We start from the raw sequence: 15,113 nt of genomic DNA on the forward strand, positions 1-15,113 counted from the left end.
TAAGATACAAATATAAGTCTCTTTAGTCAATTTTAGAGTTTGATTTAATACAGTAAAAAACTGCCCAACAGCAGTAAAACAGGAATCCAAAGAAGAATTTCTTTAAATATTTTATGAGTTATTGCGTGCACTGCTCTTGCGATAAATACACTTAGTGGTAATATGAGAAATAAATATCCACCATTACAGAATGATTCAAAATCGATTAAAAATAAAGCAATACCACATAAACCCATAAATGTCATAATAGTAAATCGTGGTCGCACACTTTGCTGTATATCAATGAGCTTTGTCAGGTAAATAAATAGTCCAAACACAGAAAAGATAATCAGAAAAAACAAGATGATTTCTTGACTTTGAAATACTGTATACTCCCATAAATATGAAGTTTTATATGAGTCCCATAACGAAGAAATGACGTGGTTTTCCCACACATAATCATAGGTAAATAATAAAACCCACACACAACCCAATGCAATAAATGGTGTCGCCCAGTGCCTGAAGTCATTGCGCACATAAAGAAATATAGAAACAAAAACCAAGAGATATAATAAGGCGCTCCAATGATAAAAGACGGTCGCTATAGCTATCCAAAAGGTAGCGTCAAAAATCTTTTTTATAATTGAATGTCCTGTTTTAAGACTCAATAAACGACGAATTGCTAGCAAAACAAAGAACAATGCAACCATAATATGCAGCGGTACTTTAAATGCAAGATAAGTAAGTGATAAAATTGTAGCACACCACAACACATAACTGGATGAAGGTGTTAAATCGTTTTTAGACACAATAAATTCAACTAGAGCAAGGCTTCCCGACAAAATTAGTATAGCAATAAGTTCCCACCATTGTCTTTGTGGATCCCATAATATTGTAATTAATACCGTCAAGACTACTATAATGAACACCATCAAATAGTGAACAGGTCTAGAAGTACTAAAAAAAGTAGAAAGCATATGGTTTTTTGACTATTTTTGCATCAGTATAAAGCAATTTACAGTAATGAAAGAATTTTTTGAAGGAATCGCATACTTTTTTGAAGAGATATTATTAGCTCCATTTTCAGCTCTAGCTGAATTAGAGTTAGAAAACTGGTGGTTAGCAAATACCGTTTCATGGATTTGTATTGCAATTTTAATAGTAGCTTTAGGTTACTGGATTAAGCAACTACGTATTTTTGAAGCAAATGGTGAGGAAGACCACACACAAACTGCTCATTCTTTCTTAGGAAAAAATCAGAAATAACTATTAACCACTATAGGTCAAATCCTATATCGGTTCTATAATACATCCTATCAAAGTGTAGTTTATCTACATTCTGGTAGGATTTTTTTAGTGCCTCATTGAAATCTGTACCATAAGAAGTTACTGTCATAACACGTCCACCATTAGTAACTATTTTACCATCTTTTACAGTCGTACCTGCGTGAAAAACAATACTGTCTACTACCTCATCTAGTCCTGTAATCTCCATTCCTTTATCATAAGCTTCAGGATAGCCACCTGCAACACACATTACTGTTGTTGCACTGCGCTCATCGATCACTAAATTTTCTTGATCTAAGCTAGTCGTGGCAAAGGCATTTAAGTGACTTAATAAATCACTAGATATACGTGGAAGAACAGATTCAGTTTCTGGATCACCCATACGTACGTTATATTCTATAACAAGCGGTTCTTGATCTACAATCATTAGACCTATAAAAACAAATCCCTTGTAGACTAAGTTTTCCTTTTTAAATCCTTCTACAGTTGGAATGACAACTTTTTGCTCAATTTTTTGCATCAGCACATCATCTGCAAATGGTACTGGAGAAACCGCACCCATTCCACCAGTGTTTAAACCTGTGTCGCCTTCACCTATACGTTTATAATCCTTTGCAGTGGGCAAGATTTTATAAGAGTCGCCATCTGTAAGAACAAAAACGCTCATTTCGATTCCGTCTAGAAATTCTTCAATCACAACTTTATTAGATGCTGCACCAAATTTTCCACCTACCAACATTTCTTCAAGAGACTCCTTTGCCTCTTGAGCATCAGAAATTATAAGCACACCTTTTCCACCAGCGAGTCCATCTGCTTTTAGAACAAATGGTGGCTTTAATGAATCAATAAACGCCATTCCTTCTTTAAGTGATGTGGCTGTAAAACTTTTATAGGCTGCCGTAGGAACTTCATTGCGTTCCATAAATTCTTTTGCAAACTCTTTAGAACCTTCAAGCATGGCAGCTTGTTTAGATGGTCCTATAACGTTAACATCTTTAAGAGCAGCGTCTTCTTGAAAGTAATCATAGATTCCTTCTACCAGTGGTGCTTCTGGTCCAACTACTACCATTTGCACATTATTCTCAAGAACAAATTCTTTAATCGCCTGAAAGTCAGTCACGCCTAACGCTACATTAGTCGCTATTTGAGCCGTACCAGCATTTCCTGGAGCAACAAAAAGTTGAGAAAGTAAAGAGCTTTTTGAAATTGAATATGCAAAAGCGTGCTCGCGGCCACCGCTTCCTAGAATAAGGACGTTCATTAGGTTGTGTTTAAGAATGCAAAAATAAGTTTTACCTTGCTCAATATTGCTTTAAAATTTAAAATGCCACTACAACTTTTTGACAACATATTAAGATGGCAAGGTTTCCCTATTCAGGAAGCCAAATCTCATTTTAAACAATTATTAAATAACACTGATGAATCTATAGAACAACATAAGAAGGCAATTGTTCAACATCATTTAAAGCATAACAACTTCTATATAAACCTATTAAACAACAAGTCTACTGACTGGGCAAAGCTGCCAGTACTTACTAAAAGAGATTTACAGCAACCACTTCATGAACGATTAAGTAACGACTACAGCTCAAAAAACGTTTTTAAAGGAAAAACCAGTGGTTCTAGCGGTCATCCTTTTACTTATGCAAAAGATAAATTTGCACACGCGATTACTTGGGCAGCATTTCACCATGCCTATAATGAACATGACATTGACCTCAACACGTCTTTACAGGCTCGTTTTTATGGGATTCCATTGAGTGGAAAAGGTAAATATGTAGAACTCCTTAAAGATTACGTGAGCAATCGCAAAAGGTTTCCAATTTTTAATTTAAATAATGCGATACTAGAGAAGTATGTATCACGCTTTCGCGAAAGCAAATACGAATACCTCAACGGTTATACCAGTAGTATCGTACTACTAGCAAAATACTGTCGTGAAAAAGGCACAACTCTCAAAACCTACTGTCCAAGTCTAAAAATATGTATCGTAACCAGTGAAATGCTGTTTGCAGATGATCGCAAACTTCTCGAAAAATGGATAGGTGTTCCCATTGTGAATGAATATGGAGCTAGCGAGGTAGGATTAATTGCTATGGAAAATCTACGAGGAGAATTTGTTCTGAACCAGCAAAATCTATTTATAGAAATAGTAGATGAGGCTAATCAACCAGTTACAGATGGAACTATAGGTCGTATACTCGTTACCGATTTATATAACCTAGCACATCCTATGATACGCTATGAAATAGGCGATTTAGGTAGTTTAAAAACACTAGAAAATGGTACTAGAATTCTAGAAAATCTACAAGGTCGTACCAGTGATATCGCAAGATTACCTAGTGGTAAAGTAGTGCCTGGATTGACCTTTTATTATGTCACAAAATCGATTATCAATGAAGATGTCAACATACTAGAATTTATAGTCATTCAAAAAACAGAAGCGTCTTTTGAAATTCAATATGTGAGTTCGCAGGAAATGGATGATTTTCAAAAAGCTAAAGTCCAGAAAGCTATGGATGAATATCTTGAACCTGATTTAGCCGTCGCTTTTACACGATTAGATTCCTTAGATCGTAGTAATCGTGGGAAATTGAAACAATTTATGAGCGAGGTAGACCGGTAAGCATTGGGTAGTTAGCAAATTTATATATTCCTTTTTTACAGCTTCTTTATCATTGCCTTTTTCACCACAAACTGCTCATAAAAAAACAACATCATATTCCAATAGCTCTTCATCGCTGAGTAACCGAGGTGTTTTCTATAAACTGTATAGTTATGCTTAATCAACTCTATTTTATTTGCAGACAGTCCATCGCTTAGTCGATAACTAGCAATAGGCTCTTGAATTCCTATAGCAAATTCTGCTTTTTTAAGAACGTCTAGCCACATGGCCCAATCTTGCCTTTTGCGCAATGATGGAATGCCTATTTTACCTAATACAGCAGCGTTATAAATGCCTGTAAGATTGCCTAGATAATTGGTTTTATGCAATTTATCATAAGTAAGTTTTTCAAATATTTTATGAACTGAGATAGGCTGATCTGGACTGGTTTTAAAAATCTCATAAGCTCCATAACATACGGTAGCGTTTTGAGATTTCATGGCGTCGAGTTGAGTCGTAAGCTTTTCTGATTTCCATATATCATCTGCATCTAGAAAAGCGATGTAGGTACCTGATGCTTTTTCAACTCCTTTGTTCCTGCTTATTCCTGCACCAGCGTTCACGTCATTACTTAGAGTAACGAACTGTACATCTTTAGTGCTTTGTTGTTGTGCATATGATTTTGCAATAGCGAGACTATTATCATTACTTGCGTCATCAATTGTGATAATTTCTATAGGTCTGTATGATTGATGAATGATGCTGTCCAGCGCTTCTTTAAGAGTTAAAGCACTGTTATACGTAGGCATAATGACAGATACAAGTTCCATCTAATAGGCTTTTTCTTCACCCATAAATACGTTTGCCACAGTTTTAAAAATAATCTTTAAGTCCATCACTGTACTCCAGTTTTCTATATAGAAAATATCATTGCGCACACGACCTATAATATCTTCTTCTGTCTCTACCTCGCCACGATAACCGCTTACTTGTGCAAGTCCTGTAATGCCTGGTTTTACAAAATGACGGACCATAAATTTATCGATGCGTTCTGCATACATATGTGTGTGACTGACCATGTGCGGTCGTGGTCCTACAACACTCATATCGCCTAGAAATACATTGAAAAATTGTGGCAGCTCATCTATACTGGTCTTGCGCAGGAACTTCCCTATTTTAGTTATGCGATGATCTCCACGTGTGACTTGGTGTAAATCTGCAGTCTTATTGGGTACCATACTGCGGAATTTATAACAGGTAAATTCTTTATAGTCTAGTCCATTACGTTTTTGTTTAAAAAACACAGCTCCTTTAGATTCTAACTTAATAATGATGGCCACTATAGGTATTAACCAGGATAAAACTCCAACTATTACCAACAATGAAAAGGCAATATCAAATGATCTTTTTGCTAGTTTATTTACTGGATCATCCAGTGGAATTTGCCTTAAAGATAATATGGGTGTTTTACCATAATACTCATAGTGTAACTGTTTAGAAAGCACCGCAGTTGTGTCTGGTAGAAATTTCAGAGTACGCAGATTGTTGTCTGCAAAATCTGTTAGTTCAACTAATTGCTCATTAGTTAATGCTGGTACAGAACAAAATATCTCATCTACGTTATTTTCAATTACCCAATCTGTAAACTCTTGAATATTAAAAGAGTCGTTTGTATCAAACAGATTTTTGAGTCGGTATCCATAATCAGGACGCTTTGCAAAGAAGTTCTTGAGCTGTTCTGTGTCTTTATTTGCCCCTAAAATCGCAATATGTCTTAGGTTACCGCCTAATACCTTACGATAGTTTCTAAACAAGAAAAAGATACTCACCTTAATGGTAGCGATAGCAGCCATTGTAGCGCCTATATATTTAAATATAAAAACAGAATCTCTATCCAACTGATAATAGTAGCCAAAAAATGCGAAAACGATAAAAGCAAAAAACACCGATTGTTTTGCGATACGCAACATCAACGTGATGAATTTAGTATTGCGATGTATTTGATAAAAATCAAATTGCATAGATACTATCACCCAGCATATACCTATGAAAATCCCAAAAGTGAGTAAGTCAAAACTACTATCAAAAAAATATCCCGCACCAGCAATGATCAGGCACAAATCTGTTAAATACAGAAAAGGTCTAATCAGTCCCGAATAACGGCCATCTCGATAGGATATACTATCGTCTGATATGTTTTGTAAAGTCTTTGTGCTCACGTTTTTCTAATTCTTCTTTAGAAAGTGTTTTAAAATATTCAAATGTAATGCGCATTCCTTCTTCCCTATGGACTCTAGGTTCCCAGTTAAGTAATTCTTTAGCTAGTGAAATATCTGGCTTTCTTTTTAAAGGATCATCCTGAGGTAATTCTTTATAAACCACTTTCTGATTAGTACCAGTAAGTTCAATTATTTCTTTTGCAAAATCGCCTATCGTAATCTCGTGCGGATTACCAATATTTACTGGATCACTGTAATCACTCAAGAGTAATCTATAAATTCCTTCTACTTGATCGTCTACATAACAAAAAGAACGCGTTTGTTTTCCATCTCCAAAAACGGTGATATCTTCTCCACGCAAGGCCTGTCCCATAAATGCAGGAATAACGCGACCATCATTCAATCGCATTCTAGGTCCATAGGTGTTAAAAATACGTACGATGCGTGTTTCTAAACCGTGAAAACGATGGTATGCCATGGTTATGGATTCTTGAAAACGTTTTGCCTCATCATATACACCACGAGGTCCTATGGTGTTTACGTTTCCATAGTAATCTTCACTTTGAGGATGGACTAATGGGTCTCCATAAATCTCGCTGGTAGAGGCGATAAGTATACGTGCATTTTTAGCTTTAGCAAGACCTAATAAATTGTGAGTTCCTAAGGATCCTACTTTTAAAGTCTGTATTGGAATTTTTAAATAATCTATTGGGCTAGCTGGACTGGCAAAATGTAAAATATAATCTAACTCACCAGCAACGTGCACATAATTACTCACGTCAGTATGATAAAACTCAAATTGTTCTAATGGAAAAAGATGTTCTATATTTTTAAGATCTCCTGTAATCAGGTTATCCATTGCTACCACGCGATAACCTTCTTTTATAAAGCGATCACATAAATGCGAACCTAAAAAGCCAGCTGCGCCAGTAATAAGAACTCTTTTCTTCATCGAGTAAAATTGTGGTTAGAGCTGTAAATATAGGGAAAATGGCTGGTAGCACCGTATACTAGCTGTCCAGTAATTCTGTGAGTTGATCTACCCAATTGTCTAATATAGGTTTGCGTGCAAAGTGTTGGGTTACATAGCGTCTGGCGTCCTTACCTATTTGCAAGGTCTCATCTTGATTTAATCGCCAATTTTCTAATTGATTGACAGCAGTTTCAACATTTGCAGTAGTGAGATAGCAACCTGCGTTTGCAAGTTCCATCACCTGTTTTACTTCAGACTTTGCATTTCCTAGAACTAGAGAAGGCTTCTTGCTAGCCATCATGCCTAACAGTTTAGACGGCATTACAGTATCGAGCACTTCGGTTTTTTGAAACAAAAAATGCGCATCAGCACTACACAGTAAATCTGAGAGTTCTTCAAAAGGAACTGGATCGTAAAAGTGAATATTTTCTTGGTTTGTAGTATCCTTTAACTGCTGGTATTTTGCTCCAGCACCTACGATGATAATGTCATAATGTTGTTGTGGTAACGCTTTCGCGAAAGCGGATAAAAAATCCCAATCTTGCTTATCTCCTACATTACCACTATAAAGCAATTTAAATTTATCACTGCGTAAGTAAGAATGCTGCTTTGCTGTCTCTGGATTTACTTGATTTTCATCAATCCAGTTAGGTAAGTAATAATGTGGCTGGCTGGTTTTGGATTCCAGTTTTGCAATCATATTATGACTTATGGTACTAACAGTGTTTGCCTTATTTAAAATGCGTTTTTCAAGACCAAAAAGATACTTGAAAATCAACTTTTTTCCACCACTAGATAATCCCGATTGTAATGCGGCATCAAATTCAAAATCCTGAATGTGAATCCAGCTTTTGGCTTTGTGAATTTTTGCATGATATCCTGCAAGCCATGCACTGGCTGTAAACGGAATAATAGAAATGACTAGATCTGCTTCTTTAATCTTTCTCAAATTGAAGAAACTTCCTTTTGTAAAGCTTAGAATATGAATGATGCGTTTTAAAAAAGTAGGCGTTTCTGGCACATACTGCTTATAACGGTAGAGTTTTGCACCTTTATATTCTTCTTGAAGATAACTGGGCTGGTCTTGATAGGCTTGCGCTATTTTCCACTGTGGATAATAAGGAAAGGCTGTAACGACATTTACGTTGGCGCCAGCACTTGTGAGTGCTTCTACCATTTGAGTAGAATACAGGCCTATGGCTGTATCTTCTGGCGCATAGTTGAGCCCTATGAATGTGATGTGTTTTCCTTTTAAACTCATCTATCTTTTATCACTTGTGCTGGACTTCCTAGACATATTTTACCTGCTGGAAGGTTTTTAAAAACGCTGCTGCGTGCGCCTACTAATGTGCCGCGGCCTATAGTTATTCCTGGTGCAACATAAACGTCTGTTGCAATCCAGCATTGATCTTCTATAGTAATTTTATGGCCATAGATATCAAAATATACCGCTTGTGGATCGTGTGTTCCTGTACAGATGTATGATTTTTGAGATATCACTACGTGGTTCCCTATTTTTATTTCGCCAAGACTATAAAGCACCACATCATCACCTATCCAGCTGTAATCACCTATAAAAACTTTCCATGGGAATTGTGTTCTAACCGTAGGTCTAACAATCACTTTTTTACCGATTTGAGCTCCGAAAGAACGTAGCAAAAATCTGCGCCAGCCGTACATAAATTGAGGTGACCAAGCAAAAAGTGTGCTTTGTACTAACCACCATAATTGCACCGTTACCGCACCACGACCACGGAAGTTGGGCGGTAATTCAAACTGGTCTAGTTGCTGGTAGTTTTTCAAAAAGCTGTAGTGTTAAGATTGCAAGGTAATTATTTTAACTAATCTAAGCGTTTGTTGACAGTAGATTAGATAATCTTTCTACATAGGAAGCTTCTGTAAATCTATTATTGGCAAATCTACTATTGAATATACCTTTTTGCTCGACCTGATTAAGTGTTAATAGCTGTAATTGTTTCATAATAGAAGCAACATCATAGTTTTCTAGCAATGCACCGTTTTTGTCATGTATAATATCGCTTATCCCAGGTGTTCTGGTCGCAAGAATAAAATGCCCGTAAGTCATTGCTTCTAGTATAGAGATAGGTTGTCCTTCTTCTAGTTGTGTGGGAAGGCAGAAAACGTTTCCCCATAAAAGTAAATCTCTTTTCTTTTCTCCACTTACAACACCTAAGTATTCACCGCTTTTCAATTGAGCAATTTTGTCACTAATGTTTGTGTTATTAAACGGAATGTTACCTGCTATTTTAATTTTAAGATTAATGTCTAGTGATTGTAATTTTAATAAAGCATCTATCAAATTATTAATTCCTTTTTCAGGTAGTAGATTGCTTATAAAGATTAATTTAATCTCTTTATAGTCCTTCTTACTTTCTAATTCACTAAGGGATATTGCGATATCTTCTTGAATAAAGTTATGCTCAACATGAATATCAGAATCATTGAAAAAAGGTCGCATATTGACTTTCAGCGATGGTGAAAGAACTATCGATTCATCAAAACACTTGATTGTTCTTGAATAGAGTTTGCGCTTTAACCCTTTAAGGCTCGCATAAACGTCTTTAACACTATTCCCATGTAAATGGAATAATGATTTTCTTTTAAAAAGCTTTGCTGTTAAAACAAAAGGCAAATACTTCATAACACCAAAAAAGGTCTGTCCTGGTGTCATATAAATGATATCGTTCTTAAGGATTTTATAGATCTTAAAATAGAAAAATAAGAAGTTAAGTTTGCTAAAACTAAATTCCCCAAGCTCTGAAGAAACATTAGTAGAGTGCTCTGTGTTGATAAAATCTACTTGATGACCGTGTGCACAAAGTCCTCGCAATAATGCAGCATTTGAAATACTTAAACCGGTTATAGGATCGGGAAAAGGTCCTATGATCAAGACTTTATTTTTATGAATTAACATAATTAGTTCTTACCTACATTAAGTTCTTCAAAAACATTCTCTACTTGTTTTTTCTTGGTGCTTTCAATCAAGTATTTACTATTCTTTAAAAATAACAAGTTTGCAAAAAAGCTAAAGAAAATAACTCCTTGCTCACGTTCTAAAATATTTTCTGAAAACATTACGATACAATAGAACAAAACAACTGCAAGCGCGAGATAATTTTTATTTGAATATGCCTTAATTAAACGTATTCCTACAAATAGCAGAAAGAAAATAAGGCCTAGGTATCCTATATTGAGTATAAAACCTAAATACTGATTATGAGAATTATACTGACTGTCTGAAAGTGCAAAAGCTTCTTTTTCGACATAACAATTTACAAGATGATTTTTTCCATCTCCTAATCCAAAGCCAAATATCCCAGCGTCTGATGTGATATCTACCGCACAATCATAAATCTTCATTCTTATGTTAGTTGAAGTCAACTCATCATGATTGTTTTTATTAATCTCTAGTAATTCAGAGAATTTACTATTGACTTTAGGGTGAAAAATAATAACACCAATTACTATCGTAACTATTGAGCCATAAAAAATCCAAAGGCTTCTATTTTTAAAAAGAACGACCAGTAAGGACATAATCATTACTAAACCTAAAATAGGGCCTTTTTTAATCATTATGAGTAAAAATAGAATAAGCACTAAATCCATTAACAATAGGATACACATATTTCTAAGAGACAATCCTTTATGAATAAGAAATAATGAGAAAATTATTGCAATAGCTACGTGCATGCTTAGATAAATAGGATGAATATTCCATCCATAAATATCTGATCTAATAATATTTGGAAAGTGCTGTACTGAGTCTACAAAATTATAATGTGTGTAAAATTTAATGAAAAATGCAAGGTTTGCAATAAGTACAGTAGTGATAAAAATCCACATAAGTTTATGGATATTCTCAAAAATGTAATTAAGATGCTTAATAGAAATAAGAGAAAAAATCAATGGGAATACTATAAGTGACGCTCCAGTTTCTATTTTTCTAAATCCATAACTTAAGTCGTCAGAATAAGTAAGACTTATTAAATAAACTATAAATACAGAAGCATTTAAAAGAAAATATCTCCATCTAAATTGTTGCTTACAATAGTAACTACTCCATATAGAACCTAACACAAATAGAACGATACAAATAGGCCTCACAGGAGAAGGAATTACAGGAAACGCAAACATCATAGCGGTTAAAAGCCATAAAATAGTGTTACTATGTTTCTCTATTAAGATTTTTGCACCCATACTTTTTTGTAGAAAAATAAATTTACAAACGCTAAAATAACTTTAGGTAATAGATATAGACCTATAAATGTTCCTATAAAGTAAGCAAATCCATTTGTAAAATCTCCTCTTAACAAGAACAACAAATGCATCGCAAAGTAAAAGGCGATTGATTTTTTAAATAGATTAGAACTATTAAGCCAAGTTAAGAAATATACTATACTCAATGCGAGTACTATAGCCATAAAAATAACTCCTATGATACCAAAATTCATGTAGCCTTCAGCAATATAAGGATTAGATAGGTTTGCAAAATAGAAATCATAGTGATCTATTACATGATTCCCTACTATTAATCCCGATGCATCGGGTTTTGCAACCCATAAACTTCTAGGTACAAAAAACAATAAAGCACTCAATAATTGATACCCATAAGAAAGCCCATCAAACTCAACGTGCTCCATCACTACTCCTATATTGATAAAAGCGTCATAGTTTAATGACATATATCCTTCACTCAATTGATTTTTTGCAAACAATAAACTAGGGTTACTCAATATCTCTTCAAAACCGTAATCTACATGTGTGAAAATTTGTGATAATGGAAAACCTATTATCATAACCACAAATAAAAGCAAAGTTGATTTTACATTACTATTTAATAACTTGGGAACAAACAAGAATATGAGTAACAAATAAATAGGTCCCAGTGCGTTTCTCTTCTCTGTTAATGGATTTTTAAAAAGTAATAACAAAGAAATTGAAGCAAGTAAGAAAGCAGATGCTATAATCCATTTTTGTGTATTTATATTGGAATTTTTAAAGTAATCAATACAAAGAATTGTGCCTGCAAGAGGTAATAGAAAAAGAACTTTCTTAATAATTAGAAGTTGACTAACACTATACGTTGATTGTAACCAACTAGGTCTAGAAAGCTCATCTAAGAAAAAATCATAGTTAATGATAAGGACTAATATACTTAAGACGATAAAGAAAAAGATGTTAGATAACGAGTACGACTTCCTAGTAGGTATTTGCTTCTTCAGTTTTATGTAATCCTTACCAGCTACATAAAATAGGAAAAATACAATGTTAAAGATGGCTATAAGACCATTAGTCTTAATGAAAGTAAGTTCTGAAAAGGGAAAGTGATGTGTAAAGGTAGGTGCCTCCATAATATTGAACTCACTGATTTGAGCCAATGGAGCTACTAAAAAAAACAAATAATTAAATACTATATAAGTGCTTATGAAAGGACTGTATCTACGTTCAATAAAAATATGATAATAGGTAATGAATGTAAGAATTAATGCATTTCCAAAAAAACTCAACCACAAAGAAATAGTAGCTTCTAATGTGGAAAATAGAAATACCGTTATGGACAGATAAATGAAAATAAAAAAGTTCCTTAATAACACTAATTTATTTTATTAAGTAAATTAACAAATGTTGTAGCCATCACTTCAATTGAAAATGTGTTTTTGCAATCTAAAGAAAGTTTTTCTCTGGAGTCTAATATTGTTACGCTATTTCTAAAAGCTTCTAAAATTTTTAAAGCAAGGTCATCCACATTATCTTCTTGAAAAAAATAAGAATTAACACCTTCGACTGCCACTTCAACTTCAGGTCCATGTAATTCATTTTTAGCTATTATCATGGGTACACCATAACCTAAGCTTTGTGTGAGCCCTAGACCTACTCTTCCAGGAGACACACTTATTAAGGATGATTTATAATATTCATTTAATTGAACTTTATCCACGACTGTACCAGGCAAAATAATTCTACCCTTTAAATCTGATTTAGTAATTTGATCCTTGATAAGCTTTTTTTCTGGACCATCACCTATCAATATTAATTTTGAATCTGTTGGCAGTTGGCTAACTATTTTTTCGAAAGCCAAAAAAAGTAACATAGCCTTTTTGTTTTCAACCATCCTGCTTACAAATATAATATTACAAGGGTCCTTAAAGTGCTCACTTGACATTTCCTCTTTATATAATAAGGCATTGGGTGCACTATGGATGACTTTATTGGGCATTTTTATAGCTAATTCTTTCTTTTGACCGTTTGTATAGACGATGATTTCATCAGCTAGCATTCTCATGATATGACGCAACTTATCAGATTTAGAGTTCATTCCAGATTTAGGCCAAGCATGACCCCAAACCAGCGTTTTACGACCCGTTAATTTGCGTATGATCAAAATAAACCAATTTGATAAAACCCTAGGGTTCAAGCTTATAATGAGGATTGAATTTGAAAACACATAATTTAATATACCTGATTGCCATAAAAATTTATTGTTTAAAAAAAATCTGTTTTTCAACAAAAAATCAGGCTCATAGCCTTTCGATTTTTTAATCGTTGGGTCAAAAAACCGTTCGCCACAAGCAGTCTTAAAATCTGTTTTTAGTTCCTTTTTTATTTGATTGATAAACTTCAATCTGTAATCAGGTATGACTGTCTGTATTAAAATCAGCTTTTCACCCATAGCGATTTTTTAAAGTCCTTATAATAGAATAAAGCAGCTATTCCTAGTAGTACAAATTCTGTACATATTACTGATATCACAGTCCCTTTTAAACCATAAATAGGAACAATTATTAAACTCAAAATAATATTAAATATACCAGCAATTATAGTCATCTTCATCCTGTCATTAAATAGTTTTCTTGCTGGAGCATAAAGAGAATGGAATAATAAGCTCAAGCCTGTAAAAAAAGCTATCAATCCCATCCATTTGAATAGATAAACGTTCTCATAAATAGTATCATCTTTATATAGCGATTGAATAATCCAGTCTCCCATCAGGAATATAATACTAAATCCAATAATACCTACAATGGTAATTACAGGAATCAATTTCTTCATCATCTTTAATTTCTCATTAAAAGATTTCCTTGAAAAATACGGATACATCGCTTGATAAAAAGGAAGATACATTTTTTTTGCTGCAATAATCAATTTATCAAAAGCACTAAAAATACCAACAATTGCATCACCACCAAAAAAGCCTAATACCACCCCATTTGCAGCATTGCTCAACTGCGAGGCTATATTGGAAATAAAAATCTGGAAGCTCTCATTATAAAAATCTTTAGAATCCTTAAAATTAGGCCATTGCCATTTTACATACTTTAAACTTAGAAAAAACGAAATTAAGCCAGCAGTCAAAAAACCAATAGAATTAAAAATCGGAACAAAAGTGTAATCATCTGGATTCGAAATAAATAGAAATAATAAAAGCGTGAAAATTAGTTTTGCTAAAACATTTACTATCGTAAGTAACTTCATTTTTTCAATTCCTTGAAAAAACCAATCAGGTAACAATATTTGACCTATAACTGCACCATAACTCAATAAGTAAATCTCCCATTCTACTGTGAATCTAGGTACTAAAAAGACGACTAAGTTTAATAGCATAAATACAACTACAAGCAAAATCATTCTTGCCCAAAAAACTTTAAAGTAAATGGTAGAATAATCTCCTTTTTCAGCTTTTAATATTGAAATTTCTCTTGTTGCGGTAACATTAAAACCAAAATCTGCTGCCGCGACACAAAATGCCATCAGATACTGTGCTAGCATTACCAGACCAAATTTTTCTAGCCCCAGCTGTCGCTCTAAAAATGGAATGATGAGTAATGGTAATAAGTAATTCAATCCTTGAAGAACGATAAGTGCACCATAGTTTTTAGCCACTGTTTTTTCTTCTTCAGACAGTTTTTTAGAAAGCTTTCGCATCATAATATTAAACAAGTGTATTTAGAATACCTAAACTCAATTTAATAATTCCCAATTAATAATGCACCAATAAAAGCCGTTTAAACTAAAATTATTGAGACAAATT

General features: G+C 33.9%; 14 protein-coding genes. 2 read left to right on the forward strand and 12 right to left on the reverse strand.

The window, feature by feature from the left end; translation table 11 throughout:
* Positions 1-44: 44 nt before the first annotated feature.
* The gene (locus tag IL45_RS09485; protein ID WP_036583200.1) at positions 45-956 is read right to left on the reverse strand and encodes a DUF6427 family protein; all 912 of its coding nucleotides are present in this window, start codon (positions 954-956) and stop codon (positions 45-47) included.
* A gap of 46 nt (positions 957-1,002) precedes the next feature.
* Between IL45_RS09485 and IL45_RS09490 the strand changes: the two genes are divergently transcribed.
* A complete protein-coding gene (locus IL45_RS09490; RefSeq protein WP_036583203.1) occupies positions 1,003-1,245 on the forward strand; it encodes a DUF6341 family protein in 243 nt (80 codons plus the stop codon).
* Between the two features lie 10 nt (positions 1,246-1,255).
* Here the strand turns inward: IL45_RS09490 and purD are convergent, their stop codons facing one another.
* Positions 1,256-2,527 carry a phosphoribosylamine--glycine ligase gene (gene purD / locus IL45_RS09495; protein WP_036583206.1) on the reverse strand — a complete coding sequence of 424 codons (1,272 nt, stop codon included), beginning with the start codon at positions 2,525-2,527 and terminating at the stop codon, positions 1,256-1,258.
* A 63-nt stretch (positions 2,528-2,590) separates the two neighbouring features.
* Here purD and IL45_RS09500 point away from each other — a divergent pair, with 63 nt between their 5' ends.
* Positions 2,591-3,892: a phenylacetate--CoA ligase family protein gene (locus tag IL45_RS09500; protein ID WP_036583208.1), complete on the forward strand. Its 1,302-nt coding sequence runs from the start codon at positions 2,591-2,593 to the stop codon at positions 3,890-3,892.
* Positions 3,893-3,927: 35 nt separating this feature from the next.
* Here IL45_RS09500 and IL45_RS09505 read toward each other — a convergent pair whose 3' ends face one another.
* The 10 genes from IL45_RS09505 to IL45_RS09550 form a co-directional block, all read right to left on the reverse strand.
* Positions 3,928-4,701, reverse strand: a complete 774-nt coding sequence (locus IL45_RS09505; protein ID WP_036583209.1) for a glycosyltransferase family 2 protein — start codon at positions 4,699-4,701, stop codon at positions 3,928-3,930.
* Complete coding sequence (locus IL45_RS09510; RefSeq protein ID WP_235183337.1) at positions 4,702-6,090, reverse strand: undecaprenyl-phosphate glucose phosphotransferase; 1,389 nt, start codon at positions 6,088-6,090, stop codon at positions 4,702-4,704.
* Positions 6,053-7,042 (reverse strand): UDP-glucuronic acid decarboxylase family protein, encoded by a 990-nt coding sequence (locus IL45_RS09515; RefSeq protein ID WP_036583212.1) that lies wholly within the window; start codon positions 7,040-7,042, stop codon positions 6,053-6,055. The genes IL45_RS09510 and IL45_RS09515 overlap by 38 nt, the downstream gene beginning before the upstream one ends.
* A gap of 58 nt (positions 7,043-7,100) precedes the next feature.
* On the reverse strand, positions 7,101-8,324 hold the full coding sequence (locus IL45_RS09520; protein ID WP_036583215.1) for a WcaI family glycosyltransferase: 1,224 nt from the start codon (positions 8,322-8,324) through the stop codon (positions 7,101-7,103).
* Entirely contained in the window at positions 8,321-8,866 is a 546-nt protein-coding gene (locus IL45_RS09525) for a putative colanic acid biosynthesis acetyltransferase (RefSeq protein ID WP_036583217.1), read from the reverse strand. Before IL45_RS09525 ends, IL45_RS09520 begins: the two co-directional genes overlap by 4 nt.
* Positions 8,867-8,909: 43 nt before the next feature.
* Complete coding sequence (locus IL45_RS09530; protein WP_036583219.1) at positions 8,910-9,998, reverse strand: glycosyltransferase family 4 protein; 1,089 nt, start codon at positions 9,996-9,998, stop codon at positions 8,910-8,912.
* A 2-nt stretch (positions 9,999-10,000) separates the two neighbouring features.
* On the reverse strand, positions 10,001-11,281 hold the full coding sequence (locus tag IL45_RS09535) for an O-antigen ligase family protein (protein WP_036583222.1): 1,281 nt from the start codon (positions 11,279-11,281) through the stop codon (positions 10,001-10,003).
* Positions 11,263-12,591 carry an O-antigen polymerase gene (locus IL45_RS09540; RefSeq protein WP_235183338.1) on the reverse strand — a complete coding sequence of 443 codons (1,329 nt, stop codon included), beginning with the start codon at positions 12,589-12,591 and terminating at the stop codon, positions 11,263-11,265. Before IL45_RS09540 ends, IL45_RS09535 begins: the two co-directional genes overlap by 19 nt.
* An 86-nt stretch (positions 12,592-12,677) precedes the next feature.
* Positions 12,678-13,754, reverse strand: a complete 1,077-nt coding sequence (locus tag IL45_RS09545; RefSeq protein ID WP_036583226.1) for a glycosyltransferase — start codon at positions 13,752-13,754, stop codon at positions 12,678-12,680.
* Positions 13,739-15,010, reverse strand: coding sequence for an oligosaccharide flippase family protein (locus tag IL45_RS09550; RefSeq protein ID WP_036583227.1), 1,272 nt, complete (start codon positions 15,008-15,010; stop codon positions 13,739-13,741). Before IL45_RS09550 ends, IL45_RS09545 begins: the two co-directional genes overlap by 16 nt.
* Between the last annotated feature and the right edge of the window lie 103 nt (positions 15,011-15,113).

Origin of the sequence: Nonlabens ulvanivorans (assembly GCF_000732625.1) — a bacterium.
GTDB classification, from domain to species: Bacteria; Bacteroidota; Bacteroidia; order Flavobacteriales; family Flavobacteriaceae; genus Nonlabens; species Nonlabens ulvanivorans.

Bases quoted from the DNA above. Each gene is read 5' to 3' on its own strand.
- IL45_RS09485 (WP_036583200.1), bottom strand. From the start codon at position 956: ATGCTTTCTACTTTTTTTAGTACTTCTAGACCTGTTCACTATTTGATG.
- IL45_RS09490 (WP_036583203.1), top strand. From the start codon at position 1,003: ATGAAAGAATTTTTTGAAGGAATCGCATACTTTTTTGAAGAGATATTA.
- purD (WP_036583206.1), bottom strand. From the start codon at position 2,527: ATGAACGTCCTTATTCTAGGAAGCGGTGGCCGCGAGCACGCTTTTGCA.
- IL45_RS09500 (WP_036583208.1), top strand. From the start codon at position 2,591: ATGCCACTACAACTTTTTGACAACATATTAAGATGGCAAGGTTTCCCT.
- IL45_RS09505 (WP_036583209.1), bottom strand. From the start codon at position 4,701: ATGGAACTTGTATCTGTCATTATGCCTACGTATAACAGTGCTTTAACT.
- IL45_RS09515 (WP_036583212.1), bottom strand. From the start codon at position 7,042: ATGAAGAAAAGAGTTCTTATTACTGGCGCAGCTGGCTTTTTAGGTTCG.
- IL45_RS09520 (WP_036583215.1), bottom strand. From the start codon at position 8,324: ATGAGTTTAAAAGGAAAACACATCACATTCATAGGGCTCAACTATGCG.
- IL45_RS09530 (WP_036583219.1), bottom strand. From the start codon at position 9,998: ATGTTAATTCATAAAAATAAAGTCTTGATCATAGGACCTTTTCCCGAT.
- IL45_RS09535 (WP_036583222.1), bottom strand. From the start codon at position 11,281: ATGGGTGCAAAAATCTTAATAGAGAAACATAGTAACACTATTTTATGG.
- IL45_RS09545 (WP_036583226.1), bottom strand. From the start codon at position 13,754: ATGGGTGAAAAGCTGATTTTAATACAGACAGTCATACCTGATTACAGA.
- IL45_RS09550 (WP_036583227.1), bottom strand. From the start codon at position 15,010: ATGATGCGAAAGCTTTCTAAAAAACTGTCTGAAGAAGAAAAAACAGTG.